Consider the following 14,737-nt stretch of genomic DNA (forward strand, 5'->3'; position numbering starts at 1 on the left):
CCGTCCTCACGCCTTCCGCATGTAGGCCTTCACGGTCATCGGCGCGAAGACGGCCACGACCACGGCCGAGCCGAGCAGCGCCCAGCCCACCTCGGGCCCGACCATGCCCTCGTTCACGAGGTCGCGCACCGCGGTGACGATGTGCGACACGGGGTTGATGTTCACGAACCACTGCAGCCACTCGGGCATGGTGTCCACCGGCACGAACGCGTTCGACAGGAACGTGAGCGGGAAGAGGATCATCATCGAGATGCCCTGCACGCTCGACGCGCTGCGCGCGACGACGCCGAAGAACGCGAAGATCCACGACAGCGACCAGGCGCACACGATCACGAGCACCGACGCGGCGATGACGCCGGCCAGTCCGCCGCCGGGGCGCAGCCCCATGAGGTAGCCCATGGCGAACGTGAGGGTCGTGGCGATGAGGTAGCGCACGGTGTCGGCCAGCAGCGCGCCCGAGAGCGGCGCGATGCGGGCGATCGGCAGCGACCGGAACCGGTCGAACACGCCCTTGTCCATGTCCTCGCGCAGCTGCACACCGGTGACGATCGACGTCGAGATGACGGTCTGCACGAGGATGCCGGGGATGATGATCGGCAGGTAGTTCTGCACGTCGCCTGCGATCGCGCCGCCGAAGATGTAGGTGAACATCACGGTGAAGATGATCGGCTGCAGCGTGACGTCGAACAGCTGCTCGGGCGTGCGCTTGATCTTGAGGATCCCGCGGTACGCCATCGTCAGGGTGTGCGAGAGCGACTCCTGCAGGCTGACGCGGTTCCTCAGCTTGCGCTCGTGGCCGGGGGTGATGGTGGTGGTGGCGATCGCGCTCATGCGCGGCTCCCTTCGAGCTCGGTGCCGGATGCCGCAGCGGCGGCGGATGCCTCGTCCTCGACGCCGTGGCCGGTCAGTGTCAGGAACACCTCGTCGAGGGTGGGCTTCGCGACGCTGAGCTCGGCGAGGTGGACGCCCTCGTCGCGCAGCGTGACGAGCAGTTCCGTGACGCGGTCGGGGTTGTGCATGGGCGCGGTGATGCGCCCGGCCTCGGGCGAGATGGTCGGCGAGACGCCGAGGACGCGCTCGATGGCGACGCGCACGTCGTCGACGTCGCGGGAGTCGGCGAGGCGCAGCTCGAGGCTCGACGCGCCGACCGATGCCTTGAGCTCGTCGGCCGTGCCCTCGGCGACGACGCGTCCGCGGTCGATCACCGCGATGCGGTCGGCGAGCTGGTCGGCCTCGTCGAGGTACTGCGTGGTGAGCAGCACCGTCGACCCGGTGGCGACCAGGCGGCGGATGGTGCCCCACATCTGGGCGCGCGTCCGCGGGTCGAGACCGGTGGTCGGCTCGTCGAGGAAGATCAGCGGCGGCTGCGCGATGAGGCTCGCCGCGAGGTCGAGCCGGCGGCGCATGCCGCCCGAGAAGCTCTTCAACGGTCGCTTCGCGGCATCCGCCAGCCCGAACTCGTCGAGGAGCTCGGCGGCCTTGGCTTTCGAGGCGGCGTGCGAATGGCCGAGCAGCCGCGAGAAGATCACGAGGTTCTCGGTGGCCGAGAGGTTCTCGTCGACCGACGCGTACTGTCCGGTGACGCCGATGAGCTGACGCACGACCTGCGACTCGCGCTGCACGTCGTGGCCGAAGATGCGCGCTCGTCCGGCGTCGGGTCGGAGGAGGGTCGCGAGCATGGAGATGGTGGTGGTCTTGCCGGCGCCGTTCGGCCCGAGGACGCCGTAGACGGTGCCGGTCGCCACGCGAAGGTCGACGCCGTCGACCGCGCGGTTGGAACCGAACACCTTGACGAGGCCGTCGGCCTCCACGGCCCAGTCGCCGTTCTGTGTGGTGGTGTGCATGGGACCATGGTCCCCACCGGCGCTCACATGCGGCTCACGTGCCGCTCACACCGCCGCGCGGTGTCGTGCGAGCGCTGTGAGCGTATGGCGATCAGGCCGCAGCGGCCTCCGCGTCGACGTCCCGCCCATAGGCCAGCATGAGGAAGCTCGACCCGTCGGGCCGCTCGAACTTGAACTCGCGTTCGTGCAGCCGCTCGAAGCCGAGGCCGTCGTAGAGGCGCTGCGCCGCGACCATCTCGGGGCCGGTGTTGAGCACCACGCGCGGCGTCGCCCGGATGCGCGCGAGCTGCAGCACGTGCCGCACGAGCAGCGCGCCGATCCCCCGGCGGCGCGCAGAGGCCGAGACGCCGAGGAATCGGAAGTCGAGCTCCCCCTCGCGGGCCAGCGGCGAGATGGCTCGGCCGGCGCGCGGCGTCGAGGCGGTTCCGAGCAGCATGCCGCTCGCGGCATCCGTCGCCACCCAGACCTGGTGCACACGGCTTCGTTCGGCCACCGCGGCGATGTCGGCGCGGTAGGCGTCGCTCAATGCGAAGTCGACCGCGTAGGCCGCTTCGGTGAGTGCCGAGACCTCGTCGGCCTCGTCGGAGCGCATGAGCCGCACGCGCACGTCGTCGCGCTGCTGCAGCGGATACCGGAAGACGAGGGCCTCGACCTCGCCGGTCGAGACGGTCGCGTCACGCTCGGGCACGCGCTCGAAACCCAGGCGTTGGTACAGCGCCTGCGCACGCACGTTCAGCGCTCCCGTGTCGAGCACGAGGGCGTCGGCACCCCACTCGAGGGCCGTCTCGAGGCTCGCGCGCATGAGCGCCTCGCCGAGCCGGCCGCCCTGCGCATCGGGGTCGACGGCGAGCAACCGGATCTCGGCCTCGCCCGGCATGGCGACCCGCGCGTACGGCGTCGCCGCCCGCAGCACGCTCGCGCTGCCCACGACCCGGCCGTCGCGTCGCGCCACGAGCACGGCTCCGGATGCCGCGCGCCCGGCGGTGTCGCGCTCGAACTCCCGACGTCCCGCCGGCTTCGGCAGGTGGCCGTATGGCCCGGCGGCGAACGCGCGTTCGATGACGTCGGCGTCCGCGGCGAACTCGTGCGGGAGGACGGGCCCGATCGCGGGCAGCATGGTGGTGGTGTCGTCAGTCATGGGGATCCGATCCAGCCTACGCGGCGGTCGCACGCCCTGCGGCGGGGGTGCGTCCGCGGGGCTTCCGACGCAGGATCCTGCGACCGCACGCGGGATGCGTGCGCGATCAGCGGCGTAGCCTTGAACGGTGACAGCGTTCGTCTCAGCCCTCGATCTCTTCTCGATCGGGATCGGCCCCTCGAGTTCGCACACCGTCGGCCCGATGCGGGCGGCTCGTGCGTTCGCCGAGCGACTCGCCGACGAGGGCATCCTCGACCGCGTCAGCCGCGTCACCTGCTCGCTCTACGGCTCGCTCGGCGCCACCGGCCTCGGCCACGGCACGCCCGACGCGGTGGTGGCCGGCCTCGCGGGCCTGAAGCCCGACGACTGCGACCCCGATGACGTCCGCGGCGCGTGGGCTCGCCTCGGCGAGGACGGTGCCGAGGTGATGCTCGCCGGGCGGCAGCCGATCACCATGACGCGCGGCGACGTCAGCCTCGAACCGCGTACCCGGCTTCCCGGGCATCCGAACGCCCTGACGCTGCAGGCCTGGGACGAGGACGAGCCGCTCCCCCTCCTCGAGGAGACGTACTACTCCGTCGGCGGCGGCTTCATCCGGCGCGACGGCGACGCGCCCGAGGAGTCCGAGGCGCTGCGGCACCCGCTGCCCTACGACAACGCCGACCAGCTGCTTGCGCTTTGCGAGGAGCACGGGGTCTCGTTCTGCGACGTCGCCCGGTACAACGAGGTTTCGGTGCACGGCGAGCAGGGCATCGACGCCGGACTCGACGCGATCTGGGCGGCGATGGCCGAGTGCGTCGAGCACGGGCTCGCCGCCGAGGGCACGCTGCCCGGCGGGCTCGGCGTGAAGCGTCGCGCGCCCGAGGTGCGCCGCCGCCTCGAGGAGTACGACCGCGACGAGCACCTCCGCGACACGTCGACCGAGTGGCTGCACGCCTTCGCGCTCGCGGTCAACGAGGAGAACGCGTCGGGCGGGCGGGTCGTGACCGCGCCGACGAACGGCGCAGCGGGCATCATCCCGGCAGTCGGCCACTACTACCTGCGCTTCGTGCCCGGTGCGGATGCCGCGGGCATCCGTCGCTACCTCCTCACCGCCGCGGCGATCGCGAGCCTCGTGAAGAAGAACGCGTCGATCTCGGGCGCCGAGGGCGGCTGCCAGGCCGAGGTCGGCTCGGCGTGCGCGATGGCCGCCGGAGCGCTGTGCGCCGTGCTCGGCGGCACCCCGCGCCAGATCGAGAACGCCGCCGAGATCGCGATGGAGCACCACCTCGGGCTCACCTGCGACCCGGTCGCGGGCCTCGTGCAGGTGCCGTGCATCGAGCGCAACGCCATCGCATCGTCGACCGCCGTGTCGGCCGCGCGGCTCGCGCTGCACGGCGACGGCACGCACCTCGTATCGCTCGACACCGTGATCGAGACCATGCGCCAGACCGGGCTCGACATGATGACGAAGTACAAGGAGACCAGCGAGGGCGGCCTCGCGGTGAACGTCATCGAGTGCTGACGCGGCGCACCGCACCTGGGCGCGGCCGTGACCCCCGATCGGGACTCTCGCGCGACGCGCGCCGCTCTGACAATCTGACGTGATGGACACCCCCAGCCCCGTCACACCCGAACTGTTCGCGGGCCTCGGCCTCATCGGACTCGTCATCGGCCTCGTCGTCTACCTCGCCGTCCTCGCGCTCATGCTGTGGATCGGCTACCTCATCATCAAGGCAGCCGTGCGAAACGGGCTCCGCGAGCACACGCTGTGGCTCGAGAGCCGCAGGGGCCCGCTGCGCTGACGCGTTTCGACGGTTACGGCCTGTTGCGGCATCCGCTCGCCGCGCAGCCCGCCGCGACTAGCGTGTCGGCATGCCGGCTCTCGACCTCCCAGCCGAACTCGTCCCCACCGACTGGCTCGCCGATCACCTCGGCGATCCCGGCCTCGTGATCGTCGACGCGAGCGTGCTCGGTGTCGAGTCCGCGACCGGCTTCCACTGGCTCAGCGGCCTCGACGAGTACCTCGTCGACGGGCACGTGCCAGGGGCGGTCTTCGCCGACCTGCTCGAGGAGTTCTCCGACCCCGACGGGCCGTTCTCGTTCACCAGGCCGGATGCCACGCGGCTGGAGCGTGTCGCACACGAGCTCGGCATCGACGACGAGGTCGCCGTCGTGGTCTACGACACGGGGCTCGGGCAGTGGGCCGCCCGGTTGTGGTGGGTGCTCCGCTCAGCGGGCGTCGCACGGGTCGCCCTGCTCGACGGTGGCCTGCGGCGGTGGAAGGCCGACGGACGCGAGCTCGAGACGGGCTACGAGGCGCCGCGGACGCCCCGGCAGCTCACGCTGTCGCCCGACGAGACGCTCTGGGCCGACCGCGAGGAGGTGCGGGCCGTCGTCGAGGGACGGGCGCACGCGGCGCTGGTCTGCGCGTCGCCCGAGAGCGACTTCCGCGGCGAGACCGGACGCCGCCCACGACGCGGGCACATCCCCGGCAGCGTGAGCGTGCCCCTCGCCGCGGTCGTCGACCGGGATCGCGGCACGCTGCGACGCGGTGCCCACTTCACGGCTCGGGCCCGTGTCGTCCCGCCCTCCGGCGACGGCGGCCGCATCGTCGTCTACTGCGGTGCCGGCATCGCGGCAGCGGCCACGGCGTTCGCGCTCCGCCAGGCGGGCGAGACGGATGTCGCCGTCTACGACGGCTCGCTCGACGAATGGGCCGCCGACCCCGAGGCGCCGCTCGTCAGCCTGGTCTGAGCCAGCTGCCGGCACCGGCGCCAGGCGGTCAGCAGGCGGTCAGCAGGCGCAGGTGATGTCGTGGTCGATGACCGTGCCGGCGGTGAGGCCCGTCGCAGCCACGTTGGTGAGGGCGTCCGCCGGCCGTTGGGCGAGCCCCGCGGCGGTGTCGAACGCGAAGCCCTCCCGGACCCAGTACTCGAACCCGCCGAGCATCTCCTTCACGGGGTGGCCGAGCAGCGCGAACTCCAGCGCCGCCCGCGTCGCGCCGTTGCATCCGGGACCCCAGCAGTAGACGACGACCGGGGTGCCGGCGGGGATCCGAGCGCCCGCCTCCTCGGCGACCCGGCGCCCCGGGAGGTGGATCGCGCCGGGCACGTGACCCTGGGCCCACGACTCGTCGTTCCGCGTGTCGACCAGCACGAACCCGGGGTCGCCGGCGCGGAGGGCCGCCGCGACATCCGACACATCGGTCTCGAAGCCGAGCCGACCGCGGAAGTGCGCGATCGCGTCGGCCTGCGGGGCAACGTGCTCGAAGAGTGCGGAGGCGATGTTGGTGGTGTCGGTCATGCCTTCACCCTCGCACCGCCGCCCCCACGCCCACGCGTGAAATCGCGCCGTCGTGCCGCGACATCCGGCCAGCGTCGGCGGCGCCTCAGTCGCCGGCGGGTGCGAAGAACGCGCTGATCCCCGCGGCGAGTCCCACGAGGTCGTCGACGTGCGCGAGCTCACGGGCGGAGTGCATCGAGAGCAGCGGCGTGCCCACGTCGACCGTGCGGATGCCGAGCCGGGTCGCGCTGAGCGGGCCGATGGTGCTGCCGCACGGGATGGTGTTGTTGGACACGAACGGTTGCGCCGTCACGCCGGCCTGCCGGCAGGCGCGTGCCCACATGGCCGCGCCGACGCCGTCGGTCGCGTAGCGCTGGTTGGCGTTGAGCTTCAACAGGGGGCCGCCGCCGAGCACCGGTCGGTTGTTCGGGTCGTGCCGCTCGGGGTAGTTCGGGTGCACGGCGTGGCCCGCGTCGGACGAGAGCAGCCACGAGTCCGCGAAGGCGCGACGCCGGTCGCCGTCGGTGGCGCCGAGCCCGGCTGCCACGCGGGCGAGCACGTCCTCGAGGAAGGGCCCGCTCGCGCCCGATCGCGACTCGGACCCGAGCTCCTCGTGATCGAAGGCCGCGAGCACGCTGACGTGCGCCCCGTCGTCGGGCGCCGCGAGCAGCGCCACGAGGCCGGCGTGCACCGAGCTGAGGTTGTCCATACGGCCAGCGGCGAAGAGCTCGCCCTCGCGGCCGAAGCGGGCGGGCGCGGCCGTGTCGGCCATGAGCACGTCGTGCCCGGCGACGTCGTCGGCCTCGACGCCGGCGATGCCCGCGAGGTGCACGAGCAGGTCGGGACCGGGCGCCGAGCCCCAGATCGGCTGCAGGTGACGCTGGCGGTCGAGGGTCAGCCCCTTGTTCACGTCACGGTCGAGGTGGATGGCGAGCTGCGGGATGCGAAGCATCGGTCCGGTGCGCACCAGGTGCTGCACACCGTCGGTCGTCACGAGCCGCCCGGCGAACTCGAGCTCGCGGTCGAGCCAGGAGTTCAGCAGCGGGCCGCCGTACACCTCCACCCCGGCCTGCAGCAGCCCCTCCGAGCTGGTCGAGGCGCCGGGCTTCAGCTTGAACGACGGGGAGTCGGTGTGCGCCCCGAGGATCCGGAACGGCGTCGTCGGCGTCGCCCCGCCGGGTTGCACCCAGGCGATGACCGCGCCGTCGCGCACGACGACGCGGCGACCCGGCCCGGTCGGCCACTCGTCGCGCTCGTCGAGCCGATCGAACCCCGCCGCCTCGAGCCGATCGGCGACCGACGCGGCGGCGTGGTACGACGAGGGCGAGTCGCGGATGAAGTCGGCGAAGTCGGACAGGTGGGCGTCGGTATCGAGCTCGGGCACCATCCCATCCAACACCGCCCGAGCGGTCGCGGTCGAGTCGAGGCCCTACGCGAAGCGCACCACGGCCTGCAACCGCGACCGCACTTCCATCACCTCGGTGCCGCCGAGGTGCGCCGACCCGGGGATGCCCTCGCGCACCGCGCTGGCCAGCCGGGAGCTGCGGACGAGGGCGACGACGGCCCCGCGCACCGACCCGCCGAGCTGCAGCGGCTCGGCGGCGTACTCGTCGGGGACCACGATGACGAGCGCCGTGGGCTTGACCCGGGCGGCGCGACCGATCGCCTTCGCCCGTGCCGCGAGCGCGCGAACCGGCCGTTCCCCGGCGAGCGCCTCGCCGATGAGCTCGCCGCGCTTCATCGCGACCGGGCCGCCCCAGTCCTCGGACTGGATGGCGAAGAGCCCGGTCGGCCCGAGCACGAGGTGGTCGAGCTTCGGGGGCAGGCCCGGCCCCGCGGCATCCGTCGCCACGTCGTGCCAGATCGTGTACGCGATGCCGAGCGTCGACAGGGCCCGTGCCGTCGCCTCCTCGACGAGGGCGTCGGCGAGGATGTGCCGGATGTCGCGTGGCGCACTCCGCACCAGCGCCGGGTCGTACGGGTCGGGCACCTCGACACCGCGACCCACCCATTCCCGGATGCGGTCCAGGTAGCGCTCCCGGGTGAGCCCGCCGGGGTGGCCGTACGACCGGGCCAGTGGACGCGAGTCCCGCGGCCGACGCGGCGCGGTCGGCGCCCAGGCCTCGCGGGTCGGCGCGGCGTTCGCTCCCGGCATCCCGCGGTCGAAGGCGGCCCTGGCCTCGGGCGTGCCGACGAGCACCCACGCCCGCTGCACCGCGTCGAACCGCGCTGTGTCGCCCCCGGTGTCGGGGTGGGCGCGGCGCAGGGCGCGACGGTAGGCGAGGCGCAGGGCTGCGGCATCCGCGTCGGCGGAGACGCCGAGCACCTCGTACGGGGAGTCGGAGAGCGGACTGTCGGCCATGGGCTCGCTTTCGGTATGCGTCCATGAGAATACCCCCGGAGCGCCCGGTGTTCGCCGAGTGCCGACGTCGCGGGTCGGCGAACCGGTCACTCGGCCGGCAGCAGCAGGATCCCGTCGTCGATGAGCGCGCGCACGGCGGGCAGCAGGTCGGTCGCGAGCGCCGTTGCGTCCACGTCGAGGAGCTGCGCCAGGGCCGCGACGATCGCGCCGACGGAGAGCTCGCCGTCGCACGCACCCACCAGCGCGGCGAGGCCGGTGTCGAGGGTGATCGTGCGTCCGAAGCCGCCGCCCTGGCGCAGCAGCATCGCCGTGGGGTCGTCGTCGCCCGGCCAGTAGTGCCGCTCCTCGGTCACGTCGCCGGCGACCGTCAGCCGCACGGCGGCGAGCGCGGTGTCATCGAGGACCGCCTGGCGGTCGTGCGCGTCGAGGCAGTCCGCAAGGTGCGTGCCGAGGCCGTCGGGATGGCTGCCGAGCGGCCCGTAGCGGCGCTCGAACCGCGCGAGGCGCGGGGCAGCAGGCGCACCCTCGACCTCGGCCGCCGCATCCGCCGACGATCCCGGATGCCGCAGCAGCACGTATCCGAACCCGATCTCCCGCACGCCCCTCCGCTGGAAGTCATCGAGCCAGGCGTCGTAGAGCCGGTCGAACTCCGGCGTGCCCGGGCGGGTGCCGCCGTCGCGGATCCACGTCTCCGCGTACTCGGTCACCCGCTGCAGCTCGCGCTCGACGATCCAGTGGTCGAGGCGGCCCGCCCAGTCGCGCACGCGCTCGAGCCCGTCGGCCGTGCCGCGCTCGCCCTCGCCGTCGTCGTCACCGACGCCGCCACCCCCGTGGCCCCGGTACTCCCAGTTGCCGAGCAGCTGCGCGATCCCGCCGGGCTCGAGGTGGTCGGCCGCGCCACGCAGCACCGCCTCGACGATGCCGTCGCCGACCATGCCGCCGTCGCGATACTCGTACTCGGGCACGCCGGCCACCCTCGGGGTGATCACGAAGGGCGGGTTCGACACGATCCGGTCGAACCGTTCCCCGGCGACCGGCTCGTAGAGGCTGCCGAGGCGGAACTCCACGCCCTCGATGCCGTTGAGCGCGACGTTGAGCCGTGCGAGGGCCAGCGCACGCTCCGAGATGTCGGTGGCGACGACCCGGTCGGCGAACCGCGACGCATGCATGGCCTGGATGCCGCACCCAGTTCCGAGGTCGAGCACGGTTCGTGCAGGTCGCGGGATGATGAGCCCCGAGAGGGTCATCGACGCACCGCCGACGCCGAGCACGTGCTGCTCGCCGAGGGCATGCCCGAGCGCCATCTCGCCGAGGTCGGACACGATCCACCAGTGCCCCTCGCCGAACGCGTCGGCGAACGCGTACGGCCGCAGGTCGAGCAGCGGGCGAACGGATGCCCCACGCCCGCCGTCCCGGCCGCGAGCGCCGAGCCCACCGCCGCCCGACCCGGGCACGCGGGCGAGCAGCCCGAGTTCCACGGCGCCTTCGACCTCGAGCGTCGGCAGCGCGTGGGCGGCATCCGACTCCGGCACGCCGTCGCCGAGCACGAAGAGCTCCGCGAGCGTCGCGAGATCTGCGGATGCCCCGTGCGCGGCGCGCTTCGCCTCGAGCACCCGGCGCGCCGGAACGCGTTCGCCGCGGTGCAGGGCGGCCGCGGCATCCGGTCCCCAGAGCGCCTCCAGGGCGCCGACCGTGAATCGAGCCGCGGCGAGGTCGTCGCGCAGGCGCCCGACCGCGTCGCGTCGGAGGGCGTCCACCCGCGCCGGGTCGTCGTCAGTACTCACCGCACCATTCAACCGCACGGCCCCCGTGCGACTGCGCCCCTCAGCGGGTGGCGAGCTCGAGCACGAGCGGGAACGGGCCGTAGCCGTCGTCCATCGTGAGGTGGCCGCCGTCCTCGACGGCGACGTAGTCCAAGTCGAACGGGGTCGCGTACACGATGTCGGCACCGGCAGGGCAGAACGGGTCGTCGGCACTCGCGACGACGACGCCCCGCTCGAGCACGGCATCGGCGTGCGCCACGGGGAGCGCCCCCGGCTCGCCGAATCGGGCGAACGCCGCGATCTCGGGGATGCCGCTGAGCACGTCGGGCGCCGCGGGTGCGACCAGCACGACCCTCCGCGCGACCGCGCCGACCTCGCCCCGCTCGCCGCGGCGGGCGAGATACGCAAGCCAGAGCAGGCAGCCGAGGCTGTGGGCCACGACGGTGAGCGACGCGGCATCCGTCGCCTGCAGCTCGGACTCCACCGCGTCGAGCCACTCGTCGAGCACCGGTGCATCCGGTTCCGGCAGCTGCGGGTACCGCACGCTCACCCCGCGGGAGGCCAACTCCTCCGCGAGCCAGCGCTGCCAATGACCCTCGGGGCGGCGGTTCTGCCACCCGTGCAGGATCAGGATCTCCTCGGCCATGCCGCTCCCCTCGACGAATCCGGTCCATTCAAGCAGCGGGGCGGGCCTTGCCGCAGCGAGGCGTCACACTCGCGTCACCTGGCGTCCACGTGCCGTCACTCGCCGTAACCCGCCCGTCACACGGTGCACGTAGCGTTGGATACGATCGAAGAGCGAGGGGAGGTCGCAGATGGCTGACGCGCCGACGCTGGAGCGCCTGCGACAGGATGCACGAGACGAGCTGGCCGCACTCATCGAGCTGCGATGCCGTCTCGGCGAAGATCCGTGGGTCTTCCTCCCCGACCTGCCCTCGGTCGACGAGCAGGTCGTCGCCACGCTGCGCGAGGAACGTCTGCACTCCGATCGGTGGAGCCCGGCGCGCTCCCGCGCGTATCATCCGGCCGCGCGCGACGGCGACGCGGCACGGTTCGAGTACGAGCTCCTGCGGGAGATCGCCCTCGACCACCCCGAGCTCAGCGCGGCGGTATGGACGGTGCTCGACCGTGTTCCGTCAGCCTGGTGACGCGCTGCACGCGCATCCAGGTGATGAATCCGAAGATCGTGAACGCGCCGTAGAAGACGTAGAGCAGCGCTGAGGCGTAGTACCCCGCGCTGATGAGCAGCGGCACGCCGACGACGTCGACCGCGACCCAGATCAGCCAGAACTCGGTCCAGCCCTTGGCCATGCCGTACGTGGCGAGCAGCGACCCCATGAAGATCCACGCATCCGCCCACACGGGCTCGAACGAGCCGAGCGCCCGGAAGAGCGGCGTGAGCAGCAGGGTGCCGCCGACGAGTGCGACGCCGAGCAGGATCCGGGCACGGGTGCCGGCCCATCGCGGGTCGACCGCGTTCTCGCTCACCTGGCTGTGCCGCGACCAGCGCACCCACCCGTAGATCGAGACGATGATGAACATGACCTGCCGGGAGGCCTGCCCGAGCAGGTTCACGGGGTTCGGCGTGTCGAAGACGGCGCCGAGGAACACCGTGAAGAGCAGCACGTTGCCGATGATCCCCACCGGCCAGGCCCACACCTTGCGACGCAGTCCGCCGAGGGCACTCGCGAGGCCGAAGAGGTTGCCGACGATCTCGCGCCAGAGGATCACCTGGTCGCCGATCACCAACTGGGCGTCGAAGAGCCACTCGATGGGATTCACGAGGCGTCCGCCGTTGCACGGGTCGGTCGGCGCAGCCGGGCGATGAGGGCGGCGACCGCCCGCCAGCCGATGAGCATGACGGCGAGCGTGACGCCGGCGACGATGACGAACGCCGGTTGCACGCCCTGGCCCGACGCGAGGCGGAGCAGCATGCCCATGACGAGCGTCGCGGCCCAGACCAGCACTCCCGTCGGCCAGACGGCGAGCGGATGCCGCCACGCGGTCGCCGCGAGCCATCCCACCCCGAGCCCGGCGAGGAACGGCCATGCGGTGGTCCACACGCCCGCGGCGTCGAGCCCCTCGGCGTGGCTGGAGCGGCCGATGACGGCGAACACCACCACGAGGACGACGTCGAGCAGCAGGGCGCCGACGGTCCCGGCCGTGCCGGTACGCGCGCGATCGTTCATGGCACCATCGTACGGACCGCCGCCGGGCGCCGCGGCCGCCTCAGCTCCGGGACGCGAGTTCCTCCAGCGCCGGCCCGTCGTGCACGGGCAGCGCGCAGACGAAGGAACGACACCGGTAGGCGGTCGCCACGCCGTCGTGCACGGTCCTGCCCTCGAAGACCTCGAAGCCGGCGTCCGCGAAGGCACGGGCCTGCCCTTCCGTCACGACGGTGGCGACGGATGCCGCGTGCCGGCGCGTCGCCGTCACCAGGCCCGCCGATCCGCCCGTGTCCGCTCCCACGGCACCGCCCGCGCCGTCCTCGGCCACGCCGTCGGGGACGACCGTCACGACCTGCACGAGCGGAGCGTCGAGGCGGGCCATGAGCGCCAGCGCGCCGCCGAACGCGATGGGCCGCTGCACCGCCATCCCTGCCACGGATCCCATCGCGCGTTCGGCGAACTGGCGGTATCGGTCGCCGGCGCCGAGGGCGAAGAGCCGCCACGCGGCGTCCGCGCACGCGGTGAGCCCCGACGGCGTCGCACCCTCCGCAGGATCGGACGGCAGCGCCAGCCCATGGGCGACGAGCACCGGATCCCCGCCGGACGGCGCCGCGAACGGCACGACGGCGTCCTCCGGTGCGGCGGATGCCGCGCGGTCGATCAACTCGCGCGCGAGCACCGCGTACCCGGCATCGCCGGTGGCGCAGGCGAGCTCGAGGAGTCCGCCGGCGAACATGCCCGTGTCCTCGAGCGTCGCCGCCGCCGTGGATGCCTCCCCATCGAGCGACGCGCGCACCAGCGTCCCGTCGTCACGCACGTGGTGATCGCGGAGGAAGTCGGCCGCACGACGAGCCGCCCCGACCGCGCGGTCATCACCGAGGACGAAACCCGCGCGGGCGAGGGCTCCGACCGCCAGGCCGTTCCACCCGGTGAGCACCTTCTCGTCGAGTGCCGGCGGCTCGAGCTCGGCGCGGGCGTCGGCGCCCAGCCGGTAGTACCCGCCCTCGTTGCGACGCCCGTCGATGGTGCTCTCGGAATCCTGGGCGCTCGCGAATCCCCCGTCGGGCAGCTGCATCCGCCCGGTCAGGAAGTCGATCACGCCCATGGCCAGCGATCGGAGGAACGCCGGCGGATCGTCGCCGGTGGCCAGGTCCGCCGCGACGCCGAGGAGCAGCGCATTGTCGGTCAGCATGCGCTCGTAGTGCGGCTCGCCCCAGTCCGCGCGGGTGGCGTAGCGGAAGAACCCGCCCTCGACGGGGTCGCGGAGCGGCGACGCCCCCATGAGTCGCAATGTCCGCTCGGCCAGCCGACGGCCCTCCCCTCCGGATGCCGCGAGGAAGGCCAGCACGGGCGCGACCGGGAACTTGGGGGCGGTGCCGAACCCGCCGTGCAGCCGGTCCTCGTCGTCTGCGAGCGTGCGCACGGCCTCCTGGAGTTCGGCTCGCCCGGGGAGCGCGCCGGCGGTCGAGGCGACGGATGCCGCAGCGAGGGCCTGTCCGACGGCGTCGGCGGTCTCCTCGAGGTCCCGGCGCCGTTCGCGCCACGCCTCGTCGACGGCCGCGAGCACCTCGGCGAAGGCCGGAACGCCTCGCACGGGCCGCGGCGGGAAATACGTGCCGGCGTAGAACGCGCGGCCGTCGGGCGTCGCGAACACGGTGAGCGGCCACCCGAGCTCTCGCGTGAACGCGGAGGCGGCCGCGAGGTAGCTCGCGTCCACGTCGGGGTGCTCCTCGCGGTCGACCTTGATCGCGATGAACCGCTCGTTGAGCACCGCGGCGATCGCCGGATCGCTGAAGCTCTCACGTGCCATCACGTGGCACCAGTGGCAGGTGGCGTAGCCGATCGACACCAGCACCGGAACGTCGCGTTCGCGTGCGGCGGCGAACGCGGACTCACCCCAGGGATGCCAGTCCACCGGGTTGTCGGCGTGGCTCCGCAGGTACGGACTCAACGCCTCCTGCAGTCGATTCCCCATGCCACCAGCGTAAACGCGAGCGACCCGCGCAGGAGGGGATTCGTCCGGCCGCTGGTCGGAAGGCTGGAGCGCCCAGACAACATCGCGTTAAACAAAGAGAGCCACCCAGCAATGGGTGGCTCTCTTCGAATGAATGTCCGGCGGTGTCCTACTCTCCCACAGGGTCGCCCCTGCAGTACCATCGGCGCTGCGAGTCTTAGCTTCCGGGTTCGGAATGTGTCCG

15 protein-coding genes and 1 rRNA gene are annotated in these 14,737 nt (G+C 72.8%); 4 read left to right on the forward strand and 12 right to left on the reverse strand.

Translation table 11 applies throughout. The annotated features are described in order from the left end of the window. Positions 1-6: 6 nt before the first annotated feature. The 3 genes from J2X63_RS18855 to J2X63_RS18865 all read right to left on the reverse strand — a co-directional run bounded on the left by J2X63_RS18855 (position 7) and on the right by J2X63_RS18865 (position 2,982). A complete protein-coding gene (locus J2X63_RS18855; protein WP_309980102.1) occupies positions 7-831 on the reverse strand; it encodes an ABC transporter permease in 825 nt (274 codons plus the stop codon). After that, entirely contained in the window at positions 828-1,844 is a 1,017-nt protein-coding gene (locus J2X63_RS18860) for an ATP-binding cassette domain-containing protein (RefSeq protein WP_309980104.1), read from the reverse strand. Before J2X63_RS18860 ends, J2X63_RS18855 begins: the two co-directional genes overlap by 4 nt. Positions 1,845-1,935: 91 nt before the next feature. Continuing rightward, complete coding sequence (locus J2X63_RS18865; RefSeq protein WP_309980106.1) at positions 1,936-2,982, reverse strand: GNAT family N-acetyltransferase; 1,047 nt, start codon at positions 2,980-2,982, stop codon at positions 1,936-1,938. 127 nt (positions 2,983-3,109) lie between these two features. Between J2X63_RS18865 and J2X63_RS18870 the strand changes: the two genes are divergently transcribed. The 3 genes from J2X63_RS18870 (at position 3,110) to J2X63_RS18880 (ending at position 5,718) form a co-directional block, all read left to right on the forward strand. Further along, positions 3,110-4,486, forward strand: coding sequence for an L-serine ammonia-lyase (locus J2X63_RS18870; RefSeq protein ID WP_309980108.1), 1,377 nt, complete (start codon positions 3,110-3,112; stop codon positions 4,484-4,486). A gap of 82 nt (positions 4,487-4,568) precedes the next feature. Further along, on the forward strand, positions 4,569-4,766 hold the full coding sequence (locus J2X63_RS18875) for a hypothetical protein (RefSeq protein ID WP_159607056.1): 198 nt from the start codon (positions 4,569-4,571) through the stop codon (positions 4,764-4,766). A 70-nt stretch (positions 4,767-4,836) separates the two neighbouring features. Then, positions 4,837-5,718: a rhodanese-like domain-containing protein gene (locus J2X63_RS18880; protein WP_309980110.1), complete on the forward strand. Its 882-nt coding sequence runs from the start codon at positions 4,837-4,839 to the stop codon at positions 5,716-5,718. A gap of 39 nt (positions 5,719-5,757) precedes the next feature. Here the strand turns inward: J2X63_RS18880 and J2X63_RS18885 are convergent, their stop codons facing one another. The 5 genes from J2X63_RS18885 to J2X63_RS18905 all read right to left on the reverse strand — a co-directional run bounded on the left by J2X63_RS18885 (position 5,758) and on the right by J2X63_RS18905 (position 11,017). After that, positions 5,758-6,267 (reverse strand): rhodanese-like domain-containing protein, encoded by a 510-nt coding sequence (locus tag J2X63_RS18885; RefSeq protein WP_309980112.1) that lies wholly within the window; start codon positions 6,265-6,267, stop codon positions 5,758-5,760. 85 nt (positions 6,268-6,352) lie between these two features. Further along, on the reverse strand, positions 6,353-7,630 hold the full coding sequence (locus J2X63_RS18890; RefSeq protein WP_309980113.1) for a M18 family aminopeptidase: 1,278 nt from the start codon (positions 7,628-7,630) through the stop codon (positions 6,353-6,355). Positions 7,631-7,675: 45 nt separating this feature from the next. Then, positions 7,676-8,608, reverse strand: a complete 933-nt coding sequence (locus tag J2X63_RS18895) for a DnaJ domain-containing protein (RefSeq protein WP_309980115.1) — start codon at positions 8,606-8,608, stop codon at positions 7,676-7,678. Positions 8,609-8,694: 86 nt separating this feature from the next. Beyond that, positions 8,695-10,392: a methyltransferase gene (locus tag J2X63_RS18900; protein WP_309980117.1), complete on the reverse strand. Its 1,698-nt coding sequence runs from the start codon at positions 10,390-10,392 to the stop codon at positions 8,695-8,697. Between the two features lie 40 nt (positions 10,393-10,432). After that, on the reverse strand, positions 10,433-11,017 hold the full coding sequence (locus J2X63_RS18905) for an alpha/beta hydrolase (RefSeq protein ID WP_309980119.1): 585 nt from the start codon (positions 11,015-11,017) through the stop codon (positions 10,433-10,435). Positions 11,018-11,186: 169 nt separating this feature from the next. Here J2X63_RS18905 and J2X63_RS18910 point away from each other — a divergent pair, with 169 nt between their 5' ends. Then, positions 11,187-11,519 (forward strand): hypothetical protein, encoded by a 333-nt coding sequence (locus J2X63_RS18910; RefSeq protein ID WP_159606609.1) that lies wholly within the window; start codon positions 11,187-11,189, stop codon positions 11,517-11,519. Here J2X63_RS18910 and pnuC read toward each other — a convergent pair. From pnuC to rrf, 4 genes are all read right to left on the reverse strand, one after another. Then, positions 11,470-12,153: a nicotinamide riboside transporter PnuC gene (gene pnuC / locus J2X63_RS18915; protein ID WP_309980124.1), complete on the reverse strand. Its 684-nt coding sequence runs from the start codon at positions 12,151-12,153 to the stop codon at positions 11,470-11,472. The two genes, J2X63_RS18910 and pnuC, sit on opposite strands and share 50 nt — an antisense overlap. Continuing rightward, the gene (locus J2X63_RS18920; RefSeq protein ID WP_309980126.1) at positions 12,150-12,560 is read right to left on the reverse strand and encodes a DUF3054 domain-containing protein; all 411 of its coding nucleotides are present in this window, start codon (positions 12,558-12,560) and stop codon (positions 12,150-12,152) included. Before J2X63_RS18920 ends, pnuC begins: the two co-directional genes overlap by 4 nt. 40 nt (positions 12,561-12,600) lie before the next feature. Then, positions 12,601-14,514, reverse strand: coding sequence for a DUF255 domain-containing protein (locus J2X63_RS18925; protein ID WP_309980129.1), 1,914 nt, complete (start codon positions 14,512-14,514; stop codon positions 12,601-12,603). A 135-nt stretch (positions 14,515-14,649) separates the two neighbouring features. Continuing rightward, positions 14,650-14,737: ribosomal RNA gene (gene rrf / locus J2X63_RS18930) — 5S ribosomal RNA — on the reverse strand; the annotation flags it as partial.

Origin of the sequence: Agromyces sp. 3263 (assembly GCF_031456545.1) — a bacterium.
Classification (GTDB): Bacteria; Actinomycetota; Actinomycetes; order Actinomycetales; family Microbacteriaceae; genus Agromyces.